The organism is Halorubrum kocurii JCM 14978 (assembly GCF_000337355.1).
Lineage (GTDB): Archaea > Halobacteriota > Halobacteria > Halobacteriales > Haloferacaceae > Halorubrum > Halorubrum kocurii.
Map to the genome: position 1 here is coordinate 36,763 of NZ_AOJH01000027.1, position 13,515 is coordinate 50,277.

At 69.8% G+C, this 13,515-nt stretch carries 12 protein-coding genes; 1 reads left to right on the plus strand and 11 read right to left on the minus strand.

Features of this window, described 5'->3' with window-relative positions; translation table 11 throughout:
- Positions 1–21 precede the first annotated feature (21 nt).
- The 10 genes from C468_RS03080 to C468_RS03125 form a co-directional block, all read right to left on the minus strand.
- A complete protein-coding gene (locus tag C468_RS03080) occupies positions 22–684 on the minus strand; it encodes an HAD family hydrolase (RefSeq protein WP_008847415.1) in 663 nt (220 codons plus the stop codon).
- Complete coding sequence (locus C468_RS03085) at positions 681–1,841, minus strand: acyl-CoA dehydrogenase family protein (protein WP_008847416.1); 1,161 nt, start codon at positions 1,839–1,841, stop codon at positions 681–683. Before C468_RS03085 ends, C468_RS03080 begins: the two co-directional genes overlap by 4 nt.
- A gap of 74 nt (positions 1,842–1,915) precedes the next feature.
- Positions 1,916–2,938, minus strand: coding sequence for an AIR synthase family protein (locus C468_RS03090; protein WP_008847417.1), 1,023 nt, complete (start codon positions 2,936–2,938; stop codon positions 1,916–1,918).
- Positions 2,935–4,227 carry an alanyl-tRNA editing protein gene (locus C468_RS03095; protein WP_008847418.1) on the minus strand — a complete coding sequence of 431 codons (1,293 nt, stop codon included), beginning with the start codon at positions 4,225–4,227 and terminating at the stop codon, positions 2,935–2,937. The genes C468_RS03090 and C468_RS03095 overlap by 4 nt, the downstream gene beginning before the upstream one ends.
- 463 nt (positions 4,228–4,690) lie before the next feature.
- Positions 4,691–5,971 carry an RNA-guided endonuclease InsQ/TnpB family protein gene (locus tag C468_RS03100; RefSeq protein ID WP_008847419.1) on the minus strand — a complete coding sequence of 427 codons (1,281 nt, stop codon included), beginning with the start codon at positions 5,969–5,971 and terminating at the stop codon, positions 4,691–4,693.
- Positions 5,972–6,157: 186 nt separating this feature from the next.
- The gene (locus tag C468_RS03105; protein WP_008847420.1) at positions 6,158–6,355 is read right to left on the minus strand and encodes a dodecin; all 198 of its coding nucleotides are present in this window, start codon (positions 6,353–6,355) and stop codon (positions 6,158–6,160) included.
- 94 nt (positions 6,356–6,449) lie between these two features.
- Complete coding sequence (locus C468_RS03110; RefSeq protein WP_008847421.1) at positions 6,450–8,147, minus strand: glycoside hydrolase family 13 protein; 1,698 nt, start codon at positions 8,145–8,147, stop codon at positions 6,450–6,452.
- Between the two features lie 85 nt (positions 8,148–8,232).
- Positions 8,233–8,571: a DUF7116 family protein gene (locus C468_RS03115; RefSeq protein ID WP_008847422.1), complete on the minus strand. Its 339-nt coding sequence runs from the start codon at positions 8,569–8,571 to the stop codon at positions 8,233–8,235.
- 141 nt (positions 8,572–8,712) lie between these two features.
- Positions 8,713–8,958 (minus strand): DUF5816 domain-containing protein, encoded by a 246-nt coding sequence (locus C468_RS03120; protein WP_008847423.1) that lies wholly within the window; start codon positions 8,956–8,958, stop codon positions 8,713–8,715.
- A 46-nt stretch (positions 8,959–9,004) separates the two neighbouring features.
- Positions 9,005–9,370 (minus strand): HesB/IscA family protein, encoded by a 366-nt coding sequence (locus C468_RS03125; RefSeq protein WP_008847424.1) that lies wholly within the window; start codon positions 9,368–9,370, stop codon positions 9,005–9,007.
- 231 nt (positions 9,371–9,601) lie between these two features.
- Here C468_RS03125 and C468_RS03130 point away from each other — a divergent pair, with 231 nt between their 5' ends.
- Positions 9,602–11,932 (plus strand): glycoside hydrolase family 32 protein, encoded by a 2,331-nt coding sequence (locus C468_RS03130; protein ID WP_008847425.1) that lies wholly within the window; start codon positions 9,602–9,604, stop codon positions 11,930–11,932.
- 4 nt (positions 11,933–11,936) lie between these two features.
- On the opposite strand, the gene C468_RS03135 is transcribed toward C468_RS03130, so the two are convergent.
- The gene (locus tag C468_RS03135) at positions 11,937–13,334 is read right to left on the minus strand and encodes a glycoside hydrolase family 68 protein (protein ID WP_008847426.1); all 1,398 of its coding nucleotides are present in this window, start codon (positions 13,332–13,334) and stop codon (positions 11,937–11,939) included.
- Positions 13,335–13,515 lie beyond the last annotated feature (181 nt).

Here is a 13,515-nt window from a genome sequence, read left to right on the forward strand (position 1 = left end):
TCACTGGCCCAGTGGGCCCGATCACCGGTCCAGGAGGTCCGCCGCCCACGCGAAGGGGACGCCGGCACGCTCCGCCGCCACGGCGTCGCGCCGCGAGTCACCGACGAACAGCGCGTGCGACGGGTCGGCGCCGAGCCGGTCGACCGCCGCGAGCAGCGACTCCGGCTCCGGTTTGTGCGTGTCGACCGTGTCGCGTCCGACGATCGCGTCGGGGTCGAGCGCGTCGCCGAGGCCGTGCGTCTCCACCGCGACCCGACAGGCCTCCTCGCAGTTGAGCGAGCAGACGCCCGCCGGCGGGCCGCGCCGGCCGTCCCCGACGACCTCACCGCCCTCGATCAGCCCCCCTCCGAGCGGGAGGAGCGCAGAGTCGCGCGCGCCGGATCGCTCGTGGGCGGAGATGGCCTCCTCGACCGGATCCCGGAGGCCGTACTCCTCGGCGGCTTCGAGCAGGCCCCACAGCTCGTCGGTCGGAGGTATCATCGCGTGCGCGGCGTACACGTCGAGGACCGACTCCGCGACGGCGCCCCAGTCGACCGCCAGTTCGACGAGGGTGCCGTCGAGGTCGTAGACGACGGCGTCGTACGCGGCGAGGTCGATCGGGCGGCCGACGCTCGGGACGGCGCCGGCGGCGCTTTTGGAGGCGTCCCCGTCCGTCTCGACCCCTCGTTCGCCGTCACCCGTCACTCGCCTAACACCCCCCGGGCGATGATCGTCTTTTGAATCTCGGTCGTCCCCTCGTAGATCTCCGTGATCTTCGCGTCGCGGTAGAGCCGCTCGACGTCGAACTCGGTCGTGTACCCGTAGCCGCCGTGGATCTGGACGGCCTCGTTCGTCACCGACATCGCCGCCTCGCTGGCGCGGTACTTCGCCTCCGAGGCCGCCACGCGGTTGTCCTCTCCGGCCTCGGCCTGCCGGCACGCCTCGCGGACCAGCAGCCGGGCCGCCGAGATGTCGGTCGCCATCTCCGCGAACTTGTGTCGAACCGTCTGGATGTCGTCGATCGGCCCGCCGAACTGCTCGCGCTCCGCCGCGTACGCCTTCGCCTCGTCGAAGGCGGCCTGCGCGACCCCGACCGCCTGCGACGCGATCCCGATCCGGCCGCCGGTGAGCGTCCGGAAGGCGGCCGAGAGCCCCTCCCCCTCCTCGGTGAGCCGGTTCTCGGCGGGGACCCGACAGTCGTCGAAGCTGATCCCGGTCGTGTCCGAGGCGCGGAGGCCGAGCTTCTCCTCCTTCTTCCCGACCTCGAACCCCTCGGCGTCGGCCGGGACGAGGAACTGAGTGATCGACCCCCTGTCGTCACCGTCGGCCTTCGCGAAGACGATCGCGACCCCGCCGCGCTTCCCGTTCGTGATCCACTGCTTCTCGCCGTTCAGGACGTACTCGTCCGTCTCGGCGTCGTACTCCGCGGTCGTCGACATCTCCGCCGGGTTCGACCCCGCGTGGGGCTCGGAGAGGCAGAACATCCCGACCGGGCGGCCCTCGGCCGCCATCTCCGGGAGCCAGCGCTCCCGCTGGGCCTCGCTGCCGAACTCGGCGATACAGGAGGTCGCGAGGCAGTGGACGGAGAGCGCTGTCGCGACCGCCAGGTGGCCGTGCGCGAGCTCCTCGTTGACGACCGCGTAGGTCGTCTCGTCGGCGCCGAAGCCGCCGTACTCCTCGGGCACAGTGAGCCCCGTCAGCCCGAGCTCGGCGAGCCCGTCCCACACGTCCTCCGGGAACGACTCGGTCTCGTCGGCCTCTGCGGCCCCGGGTCGGACCTCCTCGGCCGCGAACTCGCGGACGAGCTCGCGGATCGCCTCCTGTTCGTCGGTGAGCGCCGAGCCGACGCGTGCGCCAGTCATACCGTTCGCTTCGATCTCACACTGAAAAAGGTGAGCGATCGGGGGTGGGTCCGGTCACGTCGGTCTCGTCTCTCCTACTCCCACAGGGGGTACAGCTCGTCGCGCGGCGCCTCGTCGATCCGGTCGCCGTCGAGGAGGACGGCCCCGGCGCCGGGTCCGTCGCCGTCAGCCGGGGCGCCGTCGCCGTCGCCCTCGTCGTCGGTGGCCCGCACCTCGCCAATCTCGTCGGCGTCGATCCCGGCGGCCGCCAGCGCGTCGGTCGCCTCGTCGACGCGCTCAGGGGGGACCGCCGCCAGTAGCGCGCCGGAGCCGAACGTCGCCAGCGGGTCGACGCCGAGCGCGCCGCAGCAGGCCCGCGTTTCGGGTCGAACCGGGACCCGGTCGCGCTCCACCGACAGGACGGTCCCGCTCGCGTTCGCGGTCTCGACGAGGGCGGTCAACAGGCCGCCCTCGGTCGGGTCGTGCATGGCGGTCGCGGCGTCGCGCGCGGCGGCCCCGTCGGGGACGACGCTCACGTCGCCGAGGAAGCCGGCGGCCGCGTCGAGCGTCTCCTCCGGGACCCCGGCCTCGGCGCACTCCTCGCGGAAGTCGGTCGCGAGGATCGCGGTCGCCTCGATGCCGGCGCCCTTCGTGAGCAGGAGCCGGTCGCCCGGCTCGGCACCGCCGCTCGACACGAACCGGTCCGTGGTGCCGAGCGCGGTCATCGAACAGAGCGGGCGCTCCAGCGACGGCAACACCTCGGTGTGGCCGCCGACGATCGCGACGCCAAGGTCGCGGGCGGTCCCGTCGACCTGCTCCGTGACGGTCCGCCGCCGGGCGGGGTCGTCGTCGGGGAGAAAGAGCGTGTGCGTGAGCCACCGCGGGTCCGCGCCGCTCGCGGCCACGTCGTTGCAGGCGACGTGGACCGCCAGCTCTCCGACCGCGTCCGCCGCCAGCGACAGCGGGTCGGCGGCGACGACGAGGGTCGACGCCGCGCCCGCGAGGTCGATCGCCGCCGCGTCCTCGCCGTAGGCGGCTCCCACGTCGACAGCGGCGTCGTCGGCGCCGGTCGCCGCGAGCACCTCCGCGAGCGCCTCCGGACCGAGCTTCCCGGTCATCGGTCGCGGAGCCACGCGACGACGCTCTCCGGGTCGGCGTCGAGCCCGCCGCCCTGCGCGAACGTCGGGCCGCCGCCGCCCCCGCCGCCGAACTCGTCGGTGACGGCGGCCACGACATCGCCGGCGTCGGGGGCGTCGTCGTCCTCTTCGCCGTCATCGTCGCCGGCCCCGCCGACCGCCTCGTCCGCGACCGCGGCGACCACGAACGGCGCGTCGCCCGTCCCGACCGCCGCGATCGCGTCGGGGGCGTCCGCCGCGGCGAGGACGCGCTGCGCCGGCTCGCGCAGGTCGTTCGGGTCGGCGTCACCCACCGTCCCGACCGCCCACGTCGCGCCGTCCGCGTCGGCCTCGCCGACCGGGAACTCGCGCAGGCGCGCGGTGAGCAGGTCGACTGTGGCGGCTTGGAGGTCGGCTTCGAGCCGGTCGGCCTGGTCGCGGAGTCGGTCGACCGCGTCCGGCAGGTCGCCGATCCGCGCGTCGAGCGCCGCGGCGGCGTCGAGCGCCGCCGCGTGGACCGCGGCCTCGTGGTCGATCGCGGTCGGCCCCACCGCGAACTCCACTCGAGTCACGCCCTCGCCGGGGTTCGACCGGTCGAGCACGGAGATCGGACCGATCTCGCTGGTGTTCCGGACGTGGGTCCCGCCGCAGGCGGCCACGTCCCACGTCGGCGCGCCCTCCTCGTCGCGCGCCCCGCCGCGCTCGCCCACCGTCACGACGCGGACCGCCTCGCTCCCGCTCATTGCGCCCTCCTCGGTCTTCGTGTTGAACGCGATCCCGTCGAGCGCCCGCGCCTCGTCCTCGGGGAGCGTCTCCCACGACACCGGCAGGGAGTCCCAGACGGCGCGGTTCGCGAGCCGCTCCAGCTCGACGAGGTCCGCGTCGTCGAGCGGCTCCGCGGTCGTCAGGTCGACCCGAACCTTCGTCTCGGAGATGTCGAAGCCGGCGTAGCCGAGGTCCTCGCAGGTGCGGCGCGCCGCGCCGTAGAGGACGTGCGAGGCCGTGTGCGCGCGGGTGCAGTAGGTCCTGAACGCGTCGTCGACGATCGCCGACACCGTCTCGCCGGCCTCGGGAACCGTCTCGGCGTCGTCGAGGACGTGGACCACTCGGCCGTCGCGCTCGGTCACGTCGGCGACGAGGGCCCCGTCGATCGTTCCTCGATCAGCCGGCTGTCCGCCGGACTCGGCGTAGAAGTACGTCTCGTCGAGGACGACTCCGCGGCCATCGACCGATTCGACCGTCGCCTCGAACTCCCGAACGTCGGGCTCCGTCGGCGCGCGTGACGCAGTCATTGGCGGTCCGTGGTGGCGGTCGGATAAATAGGTGGGCGCCTCGGAAATTATTTATAAATGACTGTGCGGCCGGCGCGTGCCTGCGAGCGGGCCATCGGCCCGGAGTCAGCACGCGCGAGGGACGCCGCGAGCGAAGCGAGCGGCAGCGAGGCGCGAAGCGCCTCTGGAAGCCGGCGGCGGAGCCGCCGGCGATGAGGCTGGGGCTTTGGAGGCCCTCACCATTGATCCGCTGTCAACGATCTATAACCGATCGGCTGGGGCTTTGGGGGCCGTCACCGGGGAGTCACTGATCACGTATTGCCGAGCGGTTGGGGCTTTTGGGGCCGTCACTATCGATCTGTCGTCAACTACCTATAAACGAACTCCTGAGACTCTCACACTCCCGATCAATAGTTGACATCCTCCCCGCGCTGAAGCGCGAGGATTCCCACGGCACCGCACCGCTGGGTTGGGATATTGTGGTTTACGACGTAACCTGTTCTTGAGGCGCGAATGCGCCAGCTTCCTTGTCAAACAGGAACGTCGATGGCTGTGCCAACCAGCCGTTACTCCTATTCACCGACAGATTCGGTGAACTCGGAGATACTTTCTGTCGAATGTTCTCAGCGCCGTTCACATCTGCGTTCGCCACTGTACCGCACTCATCGCAGACATACAGTCCACGTTCAACACGGTTCGCATCACGCTTCCGGCCACAGCAGGAACACGACTTTGAGGTATCCCGCTCAGATACTTGCTCAACCGCTATACCTTCCATCTCGGCTTTGTAGTCGAGGAGGTCGGTGAACCGGTCGAACGCCCACGAGTGTAGGTCAAGATTGCCGTGTTTCCCCCAGTCCGTTGACTTGCCGTTCTCCTCATTCTCACGGACGCCGGAGAGATCGCCCACCACGATAGTTCCAACACCTTCCTCAACACACCGCTGGACGATGTGTTTCGAGAGGGTGTGGAAGTAGTGGGTGCGGCGAGCCGACTTCTTCTGGTTCAGCCGAGTGGCCTGCTCGGAGTCCGAGTCGTTACACCGAGCGATTCGCTTGCTGAAGTAGTAGTCGTCTTGTTTCAAGCAGTTCAGTGGGTACAGCTCGCTGTGACCGTCTTCATACGCGAGTGCGGCAAAGTTGTTGATACCGAGATCAACACCCACCGTCTTCTCACCGGGGGCGTCAGCCACGTCGACCTCGACCTTACAGACGAAGTGTAGTTCCCATTCGTCGCCCGTCCACACAATCTTGGCTTGTTGGACGTTCTCCACGGCGGAGAGGTCAACGTCGGGGCGAGTTTGGTACTTACACAGGACAAAATCCGACCAGTACTCTTTCAGGTTCGATCCTTTTGAGAGTCGAACTCGGTTGTACTGGGTGTCGAGTTTGAAGCCAGCGGTTTTGAACGTTACCGTCGAACGGGGGTGTTCGTCGCCGTGTTTGCGGTAGCCGGGCGGGTTCGCTTTTGCATCTCCGTTTTGCCGTTTGCCGTACCAACCGTTGAACGCCTCAGCGAGTTCTTGAAGGACTCGCTGACTTGACTGCGAATGCAAGTCATCATAGCGTTCGTGTGACTTCAGGTACGTGGTGAGTTCATTGTGGTTTGGGATGTGACCGATTTCATCCCAGATTCGGCTGCATGTCCACCGGCCGACGTTCCAGAGCTTACTGGCTGCGAACCCGAGCGAATCAAGGTCGTCTTGCACCCGAGACTGGTTCCGTATGGAAGCAGTGTAGGTGCGTGTGACGACCCGTTTCGCCATACGTAATCTATGTAGACAAACCTACTTGAAGGTGTGTATTGGAGCTGCGTGGAATATCCAGCCGTGCCATCGAACAGTGGACTGTGAAGGGTAGTGTCGGATTCATCCCCGCGCTAAAGCACGAGGCTTTCTCCTCGATTCTCCGTAAAAAGTCGGCCCTGCCGCGTGCCGAGACGCGAACCGGTCTCAGTTCTCGAGTTCGAACGCGACTTCGACCTCTGCCTGATACTCTCGCTCCGCGTCCTTCAGTTCGACGCCGAACTCCTCTACCTCCGCCCAGTACACGTTCTCCAGCGTGTCTTCGGCGCGATCGATCGCGTCGTCGGCCGCCGCGTCGAAGCTCTCGTCGCTCGTTCCGATCAGCGTGACTTTCTTGAAAACCATGTGTTATCACCGTGTTTAGACCCGGCGCACAGCCTCACACGCCCGGCGGATATATCGTCACTCTGTGAGGTAATATACGTTCGGTCCGGGGCGGCTACGCCAGCCGGTACACCCGCGCCTCGTACGGCCGCAGGGCGACCGAACCGAGGTCCGTTCCAGGATCGTCGTAGTTGCACGCCAGCACCGATTCGACCGCCCCCGCGGAGCCGAGGTCGACCCGCGACGTCCGACCGGCCCAGTTCACCGCGACCAAGACCGCCTCGTCGTCGGTCCGACGGGTGTACGACCACACGCGCGGGTGGTCCTCGGTCAGGAGGTCGTAGACGCCGTACCGGAGCGGCTCCGAATCGCCGCGGACGTCGATCAGGTTGCTGTAAAATCCGAATATCGAGTCGTCGCGGTCGCGGTCGGCCGCGACGTTGACGCGGTCGCGGTCCGGATTGACCGGAATCCACGGCTCCCCGTCGGTGAAGCCGGCGTGCTCGCCGTCGCTCCACTGCACCGGCGTGCGGGCGTTGTCGCGCGAGCGGTAGCGGACCACGTCCTCGGCCGCCCCGAACGAGTCGATCGCGCCCGACTCGAGGGCGGCGTCAACGCGGCTGGTCGCGTCGGCGTCGCGCATCTCGCTGCGGGCGGACCACGGGTAGTTCGTCATGCCGATCTCGTCGCCCTGGAAGAGGAACGGCGTCGCCGGCATCGTCAACAGGAGCGTCGCCAGGAGCGTTGCCGACTCGTAGCGGTAGCGGTCGTCGTTGCCGAACCGGGAGACGATCCGCGGGGTGTCGTGGGTCCCGAGGTACACCGTGTTCCACGCGTCGGTCAGCTCCAGCGCCCGGGCCCAGTCGCTGAGGACGGACCGCACCTCCGAGACCTCCCAGTCGACGACGTCCCACCAGCCGCCCTCGCCGACGTCCAGCGAGGTGTGACCGTAGTGATACGTCATGCTGAGCCCGTCGCCGGACGGGCCGCAGTACCGCTTCGCGTCCCGCGGCGAGAGGTCCATCCCCTCTCCGACCGTCATGGCGTCGTACTCCGAGAGGACGTCCTCGGACAGGCCGCGGAGGTACTCGTGGATCCGCGGCCCGTTGGCGAACTGCTCGATCCCGACCCAGTCCTCGTCCGGGTCGCCGTCGGGGTACCCCTCGGGCTTGGACATGACGTTGAACACGTCCAGCCGGAAGCCGTCGACCCCCTTCTCGAGCCAGAAGCGGACGGCGTCGTGCATCGCGTCGCGGACCGCGGGGGTCCGCCAGTTGAGGTCCGGCTGCTTCTCGTCGAAGAGGTGGAGGTACCACGCGCCCCGCACCTCGTCGTAGGTCCACGCCGAGCCCCCGAACCCGGTCGTCCAGTTGTTCGGCGGCTCGTCCGGGTCGCCGTCGACCCAGTGGTAGAACGACTCGTAGCCGTCCTCCTCCCGTCGCGACCGCTGGAACCACTCGTGTTCGTCGGAGGTGTGGTTGAGGACGATGTCGAGGACCACTTTGATGTCCCGCTCGTGGAGCGACTCCAGCAGCGCCTCGAAGTCGGCCATCGTTCCGAACTCCTCGAGGACCGACCGGTAGTCGCGGACGTCGTAGCCGTTGTCGGCGTGCGGGGAGTCGTATATCGGCGTCAGCCACACGGCGTCGACCCCGAGCTCGTCGAGGTACTCGACCTTCTCCGCGATCCCCTGCAGGTCGCCGATCCCGTCGCCGTCGCTGTCGTTGAAGCTCTGCGGATAGATCTCGTAGACGACAGCCTCCCGCCACCACTCCCGGCTCGCGTCGCCCGGAAGGATTGTTCCCTCGACCATGCACGGACCCACTTCGGAGCGACGCAAAACCGTTGGGGATCGCGGTGCGACGCGAGACCGCGGGAGGGCGGTGAGTCGGCCGGATTCAGGGGCTGCCGGGCGCGCCTTCCATCACCGCGAAGTCCTTGCCGTCGGCCTCGATGCCGATGACCGCCCAGTCGTACGGGGGCTTCTTCGAAACGAGTCGGTCCCGCAGGTCACCCGCCCGATCGAGCCACGTGACGAAACAGCGGAGCCGCGGGGCGTCGCCGCCGTCGGCCAGATACGGGTCGAGATTGTCGTCCTCCATACACAACACGGTCACGAGCACGCGCCGCCATTTCCGCTCCGCGACGAACTCCTGTCCGCCATCGGAGACGGTGTACCCGAGTTCACGAAAGACGTCTCTGGCCTCCGTCGTCGGTGGGATGCTCGCAGTGGCCATCTACCCCGATATTGGCCGGCTTCCGTGATAAACTTTCTCACGATTTCGACCACCCGCGATCCCGGTCGCTCGGGCACCGAGCCCCGCCACTCGGGGATCGCGGGCTGTCGCTTCTCCCCACGCCACTCGTGGCTCGCCTCGCTACTCGTGGGCGGCGTCCCACTCGTCCGGCTTCCGGAAGTTGCTGCACTCCGTACACTGGATCCGGCCCATCGTGTCCATCGCGGTGTCGAACGAGCCGCAGTTGCCACAGCGGAACCCCCACCGCGAGGCCCCGTCGGCGTCTGCGAACACGACGTAGAACGGCCCCTCGGACCCACGCTCGACCTGTGTCCGGTCGGTGTACACCCGCTCTCCGTCGCCCGTCGTCGCCGCGTTGAGACTCATGCCAGTCCGTACCGGTCGGAACCGCTTAAAAGCGTGACTCGACCGCCTACGTCCGGAAGGACTCGCCGCAGCCGCACTCGGAGACGACGTTCGGGTTCTCGACCTCGAAGCCGGCGGCCTGCAGGCCGTGCTCGTAGTCGAGCTTGCTCCCGCCGATGTAGTTCCGGCTCGCTGGATCGACGAACACGCGAAGCCCGTGGTGCTCGACCACGAGGTCGTCGTCTTCCGGTTCCGTGTCGAACCGCATCCCGTACGAGAGGCCCGCGCAGCCGCCCTGCTGAACGAACAGTCGGAGCCCGGCCACCTCCGTGTCGAGGCCCTCACCCTCCAGTAGCGAGAGCGCCTCGTCCGCGGCGTCCGCAGTCACCTCGATCGCCGGGTCGCCCCCAGTGTCGACCGTTTCGGTACTCATGCGAACGTCTTCCGTTCGCACGGTAAAAACCCTGCCGGCGAATCGCCGCCGGTCGTTGTCGCTAACGGTTACATCACGCGCCGCCTCCGGTGGAACGGGCCCGCCTGCGGTTGCGCCGTCTCGCCGCGTTCCCCGACCGCTCCCCCCGATTACGGGGACTTCCCCGTCGGATCGATCCGCGACGGCCGCCGGGGCGACACGGTTTTGACTCGCTATCGAGTGAGTACGCTTATGACTGAGTCGCCGTTCCGTGTCGGCGTGCTCGCCGCTGGGGGCCTCTCCGACGAGCAGCGCGCCGCGTTCGAGTGGCTCGACGCCCGGGAGGGGGTCGCCGCCGAGGTCGTCCGGTTCGACGCGGTCGCGGCGGCCGCGGTCGGTGCCGGCCGGGCGACCGCCACGGATCCCGACGCGGGCGATCCCCTCTCTGTCGAGCCGCCGACGGCCGACTCGCCGGCCGCCGACCCGGACGCCAGGGAATCGCTCGGCGGCTCGTACCCGGGCCCCGGCGTCGGTGACCGCGACGACCCGATCCGGCGGTTCGACGTCCTCTGGTGGCACCGCGCGGCGCCGTACCCCGACGCGGACCCGCTCGACGACGCGGCGGCGGCGATCGACGGCTTCCTCGCCGACGGCGGCGGCCTCCTCCTGACGCTCGCCGCGATGGCCTCGGTCGACCGGCTCTCGGTCGAGTCGGTTCCGCCCGACCGCGTCGGCGACGAGTCCCTCGCCGAGCCGACCGGGGTCCTGTGGCGGTCGGCGTACGCCGACCACCCGGCGCTGGCGTCGCTGGAGGGGCTCCGCCACCCGCTCCGCGCCCGCGGCACGGTCCCCGCGGTCCGCTACGAGCGGGTGCTCCCCGAGCGCGGCGAGGTGCTCGCTTCGACCGTCCGCGGCGACGCGGAGCTCCCGGACCAGATGACTGCGGTCTCGTGGAGCGCCGGCGATGGCGCGGTCATCGGACTCGGCGCGCCGGTCCTGTTCGCCGAGCCGCCGGCGGCGGGCGACGACCCGGCGACCGATCGGCTCGCCGAGACGCGCGACCGGCTCGTCGCCGGCTGCCTCCGGAGCCTCGCCGTCGACGACGGGACGCCCGGCCGGCCGACCGACGCGGTCGACATGCGCCGCCTCCGCGAGCGCGTCGCCGACGCCGGCGAGGACGGCCCCGGTGGGCGGCCGAAGTACCACCTCACGCCGCCCGCGAACTGGCTGAACGACCCGAACGGGCTGATCCGGTGGGACGGGCGGTATCACGTGTTCTACCAGTACAACCCAGCCGGCCCGTTCCACAACACGATCCACTGGGGCCACGCCGTCAGCGACGACCTCGCGACGTGGCGCGACGAGCCGGTCGCGCTCTCGCCGTCGCCCGACGGCCCCGATCGCGACGGCTGCTGGTCGGGCTGCGCCGTCGACGACGACGGCACCCCGACGCTGCTGTACACGGGCGGAAACGGCCGCGACCAGCTCCCGTGTCTCGCGACGACCGACGACCCGGGACTCCGGACGTGGGAGAAGTACGGGGGCAACCCCGTCATCGAGTCGCCCCCGGCCGACCTCGACGTGCTCGAGACGGAGCACTGGCGCGCCGAGTTCCGCGACCACAACGTCTGGCGCGAGGGCGGGCGCTGGCACCACCTCGTTGGCACCGGTCTCGCGGACGGCGGCGGCGCCGCCCTGCTGTACACCTCCGAGACGCTCACCGACTGGACCTACGAGGGCCCCCTGCTCGCCGGCGGACCCGACACCGGCGCGGTGTGGGAGTGCCCCGAACTGCTCGATCTGGGCGACCGGCGGCTCCTCCACGTCTCCGACTACGAGAACGTCGTCTACTTCCTCGGAACCGTCGAGGACGACGAGTTCGTCGTCGAGTCCGAGGGCCTGCTCGACCACGGCGACTTCTACGCGCCGCAGTCGCTCGACGACGGCGACCGCTCGCTCACGTGGGGCTGGCTCCCCGAGGCCCGCGACGTGGACGCGCAGTGGGACGCCGGCTGGTCGGGCGCGCTCTCGCTCCCCCGGGTGATCGAGACCGGTCCCGACGGCGACCTCCGCCAGCGTCCCGCCGACGAGGTGGCCGACCTCCGGACCGAGCGGCTCGTCGCGGACGAAACGGTCGCGCTCGCGCCGGACGAGCGCCGACGGCTCGACGTCTCGGGCGCGGCGATCGAGATCGAGGCGGCGATCGCGCTCGACGACGCCGAGGCGGTCGAGCTGTCGGTGTTCGAGACGCCGGACCGGGCCGAACACACGCCCATCCGCTACGAGCGCGACGGCACGCTCTCGGTCGACCGCGCGCCGTCGAGCGGCGACGGCCACGCGTTCGCCGACGCGCAGTCGATGGCGGTCCCGCCGTACGACGAGCCGCTCTCGCTGCGGGTGTTCCTCGACCGGTCCGTGATCGAGCTCTACGCGAACGGCCGCCACTGCCTGACCAGCCGGGTGTACCCGACCCGCGAGGACGCCGTGGGGGTCTCGGCCGTCGCCGAGGGGGGCCGCGCGTCGATCTCGTCGCTCTCGGCGTGGGCGATGGGCGAGGCGATACCGACCGACGACTCGGACTAACGGGTCAGTTCGTCTCCCCGCCGTCGCGCGTGTCTCTTCCGTCGCCGTCGAGAGCGCCTCCGCTCCCGCCGACCGACGCGGCGTAGCCGCCGACCGTCCCTCCCTCGGGGATCTCTCCGCGCAGCGCGTCGCCGCTCGGGAGGACGGACCCGTCGGCGGGCGGGAGCGGCTCGTCCGGGGCCGGGATCCGCCACGCGCCGAGGACGCCGAGGAGCCGGGTCCGGTCGCCCTCGAGCGCGAGCCGGAGCGTCGGCGCGAGCGTCCCGCCGAACCGCTCGCGCTGCTCGGCCTCCGGGAGGTCGGCGATCGCGTCGAGCGAGTCGCCCGCGAAGTCGTAGTAGTTGCGGAAGCTCTGCACGAGCACCTCCTCGTCGTGCGCGAACGCCATCCACGAGTACGCCTGAAACGGCGCCGCCGGCGGGTTCGTGGCGACCAGCCCGGAGCCGTTCAGGGGGCGGTACTCGCCGTCGAGCGCGTCGGCAACGAAGCCGTAGAGCCCGTCGGGGCCGGTCACGCCGGGCGCGAACGTGTGGACGTGGCTGCAGACGAACAGGTAGTAGCGCCCGTCGGCGACGACGACGTGCGGGCGCTCAAGCTCCTGGTTCACCCCGACCGCGTCGAGTAGCGGCGGGCGGAGCTCCCACGAGAGCGGGTCGCCCGACGGCGACGTCGCGATCCCGACGCAGCCGTTGAACTCCCGGCGATAGGTCGTCTCCGGATCGTCGCCCGGTCGCTCCGGCGCGGGCGCGTTCGCCTCGAACAGGAGGTGAGTGTCGCCGGTCGCCGGGTCCTCGAAGAACCACGGGTCTCGGAAGGTGTAGATCATCCCGCGCGACTGCGCTTCGGTCTCGTACCAGTCGCCGTCGGGCGTCAGCAGCGTCTCGTGGGTCCACGGGCCGGCGAGTTCGATCCCGTCGGCACCGGCGCTCACCTGGCCGCCGTGCGCGACCGCGATCCGCTGCGTGTACGTCATCTCGTCGGCGCTCTCGTCGCCGGCGGCGGTGTAGTAGAGGTACAGGTCGCCGTCGTCGTACAGCGCGGAGCCGGCCCACTGCCGCTGGCCGAGCGCACCGCCGTCGAAGACCGGTCCGGCGTCGTGCCACCGCTCCCCGTCCGACGAGTAGAAACACCGGATCGCGGCCACGTCGTGCCGCTTCCCCGGGAGGAAGTCGGCCGGGGCGCTCAGCGAGAACGCCAGCCGGTACCCGTCGACGTCGGCGAGCTCGCCGTGTCGATCGCGGAGCAGCCACGTGTCCCAGACGTGGAGTTCGGGGAAGGGATCGGTCTCGGGGGCGCCGGCCACCGGCGCGACGTTCCCGCGGCGGCGCTCGATGGACGCGGCCTGCTCTCTCGTCCACCGCGCCCGCGGTCGACCGCCGTCGCTCCTCGTCGTCTCGTGCATACGGGCACCTCCGACATCGACCGGATAAAGCCTTCGCAGTCTGAACGGCGGTCGATCACCGATCCTCCCGTCGCGGAAATAAAACGTTTTATCACGGCCGTGGTACTCTAAACCATGGCCGAATCACACATCGGGCGACACCGACGAAAACGCGCCGACGGCCGGGGCGCGACGGGGGGAC

Bases quoted from the DNA above. Each gene is read 5' to 3' on its own strand.
- C468_RS03095 (WP_008847418.1), bottom strand. From the start codon at position 4,227: ATGACTGCGTCACGCGCGCCGACGGAGCCCGACGTTCGGGAGTTCGAG.
- C468_RS03135 (WP_008847426.1), bottom strand. From the start codon at position 13,334: ATGCACGAGACGACGAGGAGCGACGGCGGTCGACCGCGGGCGCGGTGG.
- C468_RS03110 (WP_008847421.1), bottom strand. From the start codon at position 8,147: ATGGTCGAGGGAACAATCCTTCCGGGCGACGCGAGCCGGGAGTGGTGG.
- C468_RS03085 (WP_008847416.1), bottom strand. From the start codon at position 1,841: ATGACTGGCGCACGCGTCGGCTCGGCGCTCACCGACGAACAGGAGGCG.
- C468_RS03105 (WP_008847420.1), bottom strand. From the start codon at position 6,355: ATGGTTTTCAAGAAAGTCACGCTGATCGGAACGAGCGACGAGAGCTTC.
- C468_RS03120 (WP_008847423.1), bottom strand. From the start codon at position 8,958: ATGAGTCTCAACGCGGCGACGACGGGCGACGGAGAGCGGGTGTACACC.
- C468_RS03125 (WP_008847424.1), bottom strand. From the start codon at position 9,370: ATGAGTACCGAAACGGTCGACACTGGGGGCGACCCGGCGATCGAGGTG.
- C468_RS03130 (WP_008847425.1), top strand. From the start codon at position 9,602: ATGACTGAGTCGCCGTTCCGTGTCGGCGTGCTCGCCGCTGGGGGCCTC.
- C468_RS03115 (WP_008847422.1), bottom strand. From the start codon at position 8,571: ATGGCCACTGCGAGCATCCCACCGACGACGGAGGCCAGAGACGTCTTT.
- C468_RS03100 (WP_008847419.1), bottom strand. From the start codon at position 5,971: ATGGCGAAACGGGTCGTCACACGCACCTACACTGCTTCCATACGGAAC.
- C468_RS03090 (WP_008847417.1), bottom strand. From the start codon at position 2,938: ATGACCGGGAAGCTCGGTCCGGAGGCGCTCGCGGAGGTGCTCGCGGCG.